Source organism: Weizmannia agrestimuris, assembly GCF_943193165.1.
In the GTDB taxonomy this organism is placed as follows: domain Bacteria; phylum Bacillota; class Bacilli; order Bacillales; family Bacillaceae_C; genus Weizmannia; species Weizmannia faecalis.
Window position 1 is genome coordinate 1 of sequence record NZ_CALPDC010000089.1, and the last position, 3,674, is coordinate 3,674.

At 41.8% G+C, this 3,674-nt stretch carries 3 protein-coding genes and 1 pseudogene; 1 reads left to right on the forward strand and 3 read right to left on the reverse strand.

From position 1 onward, the window contains the following. Positions 1-172 (reverse strand): annotated as a pseudogene (locus tag NFR98_RS15585) (DUF4351 domain-containing protein); the annotation flags it as partial. A gap of 182 nt (positions 173-354) precedes the next feature. Here NFR98_RS15585 and NFR98_RS15590 point away from each other — a divergent pair. Further along, entirely contained in the window at positions 355-1,272 is a 918-nt protein-coding gene (locus tag NFR98_RS15590; RefSeq protein ID WP_251460572.1) for an aldo/keto reductase, read from the forward strand. Positions 1,273-1,416: 144 nt separating this feature from the next. Here NFR98_RS15590 and NFR98_RS15595 read toward each other — a convergent pair whose 3' ends face one another. Further along, complete coding sequence (locus NFR98_RS15595; protein WP_251460575.1) at positions 1,417-1,782, reverse strand: DUF5684 domain-containing protein; 366 nt, start codon at positions 1,780-1,782, stop codon at positions 1,417-1,419. A gap of 341 nt (positions 1,783-2,123) precedes the next feature. Next, positions 2,124-3,092, reverse strand: coding sequence for an LCP family protein (locus tag NFR98_RS15600; RefSeq protein ID WP_251460578.1), 969 nt, complete (start codon positions 3,090-3,092; stop codon positions 2,124-2,126). Between the last annotated feature and the right edge of the window lie 582 nt (positions 3,093-3,674).

Genomic DNA, 3,674 nt, shown 5'->3' on the forward strand with positions numbered 1-3,674 from the left:
GGAAAGTCCGTAAACTGTTCCTGCGACAAAAACCGCACCCGGCGGTAGTCGAGATCCGCTGAAAGATCCGGGAAAAAGGCATCCATAAACTCCTGAAAAAAGTTTGGATCAGCTCCTTAAACAAACGGTCATGCACGTGATAACCGGCATGTTTTTCCATTACAAGTTCCAATGGCAGCACTCCTTTTCTTATTTTTCAGTTTTATTATAAAGGACAAACGTTCGTTTTTCAAGTAGATTTTTCAATTTGCAAATTTGATCCGTCGTCCCCTGGTTATGCGAGTGCTTTTCTTTGACTTTGCAGATGATCCAAATCCATAATAAAATGTGAAGCATTTTACAGGAGGTATGAAGATGAATCATATCAATCTTGGCAAGAGCGGTATATTGGGATCAGAAGTTGCTTTAGGCTGCATGCGGATGAATGCGTTATCGGAAAAAGAGGCACAAACGATGATTGAAACAGCAGTCGAGCATGGCATCAATTTCTTTGATCATGCCGATATATACGGAAAAGGAGAATCAGAGAAAATTTTTGCAAATGCGCTGAAAAACAGTTCCATCAAACGGGAAGATATCATTCTCCAATCAAAATGCGGCATCGGCGACAAAATGTATGATTTTTCCAAATCGCATATTTTACAAGCGGTTGACGGTATTCTGGAACGGCTCCAAACCGATTACCTGGATATACTCCTGCTTCACCGTCCTGATCCGTTAATGGAACCAGAAGAAATTGCCGAAGCTTTTTCAGAGCTACAAAATGCCGGCAAAGTCCGCCAGTTCGGGGTCAGCAACTTCCATCCGTACCAAGTAGATCTTGTCCAAAAATACATTTCTCAAAAACTGATTGTCAACCAGTTGCAGTTCAGCATCGCGCATACCGGTATGATTGACTTCGGGATGCACGTCAATATGAAAGACGAACGCAGCATCAACCATGACGGCGGAATTCTGGAATATTCCCGCCTGCATGATATCACCATTCAAGCTTGGTCGCCGTTCCAGTACGGATTCTTTGAGGGCGTCTTTATCGATGATCCAAAATTCCCGGAATTGAACGAAAAACTTGGCCAATTGGCACAAGCACAAGGCGTGTCCAAAGAGGCCGTCGCGACCGCGTGGATTTTAAGGCATCCAGCAAAAATCCAAGTCATTGCCGGAACAATGAACCCGGAAAGGCTGAAAAAAATTACAGAAGCATCAAAAGTAAGTCTTACCCGCCGAGACTGGTATGATATTTATTTTGCTGCCGGCAATGATTTGCCTTAACAGGTATATTGTTGGATCCAAAAACAGCAGTGGGCCTCGTGATCGTTTCCCTTTTAAAACAACAGAGCAGCTTTCCCACTTTAGCTTCATGATAATAAAAAGATGCCGGACCAAACGCCGGCATCTTTTTATCCTTACACTGCTTCACACTGCTTCCCTTTCCACGTACTCCGTCTCGTCGGAAAATGCCCATACGATCCATAAAATTTGATAAACAATGCCGATAAAAATATACAACAGCACATAGGCGCCATGCTTGCCGAATGCATGAAGCAATTTAACTTGCCAAATAATCATAAAAATAAAGTTCACAAACGGGACGAGCAGAATGAGCACCCACCATCCGCTTTTCTTAATCAAAAGAAGCTGCTGGATCACGTTACAGACCGGAACCCAAGCCATCCAGGCAATATCCCCGCGCCCGGCTTTTTGGGCCAGCTTCATAAATGCCATGCCATTTAAAACATAAAGCGCAATTGCAATAAAGACGGCGTATAAAATTAATGCCATTATAATACCCCCACTGAATTAGATTTCCGGCGTTGTACACCAGACTTATAAAATATTTATGACCCGGCCCCTCCCATCATGCCTCCGTAAAAACAAAGCAACCTTATCTGGAACCTTGCTCTTATCTGCCTTCAAAATACCGGGCCTTTACATACAGAAAAAGTAATTAACCCTATTAGCTTACGCAGCAATCTATTTATTTTCCATGCAAAGTAGATGGCCGCTTTTTCTGGCCGTTCACTTTCCAAAAAATTCAAGTGGATAAAATTCGTTTGAAACCTAAATTGTCCCCACTTATTCCCAGCTCCATTATGCAAATCATAATCCCAATTCCGGACCTTTTATTCAAAATGCTCCATTGTCTTTTTCAATGCCGTTTGGTCGAGGACGATTTCTGAGTTGTTGTTTTTTAAAATATCGTCGTACATGCTTTTCGATGTGCCGTTCAGCTGGTAATAGGTCACTTGCTTATCTGTGTTAAGATTTTTTACAAGCAGACCGAGACTCGCGATATCTGTTTTTGACATATTGGTAGCAATGACAAAATCAGATGATTTGTCCACCAGTTTTGGCAGTTTTGTTAAATTTTTTGGCTGGAGTGCGGTTTTGGCAATACTGATCAGCACTTTTTCTTGCAACAGCTGGCGGTCATAGTCCACGTTTTTTAACGAATACCGCTCGTGTACCAGCTCTGTCACCATTTCCCCGTCAAGCGTCTGTGTACCTTGTGCAATGACTTTCCCTTTGTTTTCCGGGTACCAAGGGTGTGTCAGTTTTACATCAAACGGCACATCCACATCAATCGTCCCCAGCGCATCCACCATCGACTGCAAGCCTTCATAATTCGTTTCCACATAATAGTTGACCGGTACGCCTGTCAATTGGCTGATTGAATTGATAGCGGCTTTAATCCCGGCTGTTGTGCCACCTGTTGCTTGTTTAATATATTGCACGCTTGTCAGTTTCGTATAGCCGTAGCCATCAAGATACACGCGCGTGTCACGGGGAATGCTGGCCATGTTATACTTGTGCTTATTCAGATCGACATGAAGCAAGATAATCGAATCCGAATGTCCTACCTTCTGCCCTTTCCGTTCGTCTGAACCGAGTAAAAGGACATTGAATACGTTTTCCTTCATTTTGGGTGTTGTTGTGCCTTGGCTACCCGGATTGTTCCCGGTTTTAGAGACGGTCGGCACGTTTTTAAAATGGTTCTCTGGCTGCAGCTTTTGGTAAGCAAAATAAGCCACCCCGCCGCCCAATACAACAACCACCAGTAAAATGGATAAAAAGATCCTCAGTTTTTTCATCATTTCCCCCAAAATCATTTATGTGTAAACTATTTAAATTATATAACATTTTTCCATCCAAGACTATACAATTCGACAAAATTTTGTTGTAACTGGCAACTTATTCATATGATATCTCACCTTCCCCATGATGCCACAAGTTGAAAATTTGTCTGTTACCAAACAATGGGGCCATAGTTTCCTGTCCTATGAAGAACCTTGTCATATTTTTTCAGATTGAAAGTCCCAACTTTTAATTGGAATCCATCCGCAGACCCGCTGCTGATCAGTTGGTACTAACTGACCTCCGCAGAATTACTGAACTACTCTGAAAATCAGGGTTAGCAGCTTTAAAAATACGATAAATCCCTCATACAAAAGTCCTATAAAAATTGTGGATTATTCTTCCAATCTCTTTTATAACGCATATTCCGCACGTAAATTTTTCCATTTTATGATTTTTTTAAAGGAATTTTCCCCTTCTTTGTAGAATTGAATGATTATCTAAACTAGGGGAAGACGAGGGAATTTTTATGTCAGATCAAATTTTAACCTTACATGTGGGGCCGTCTCAACTTTTATCTAAACTGTGTGATGAAATAG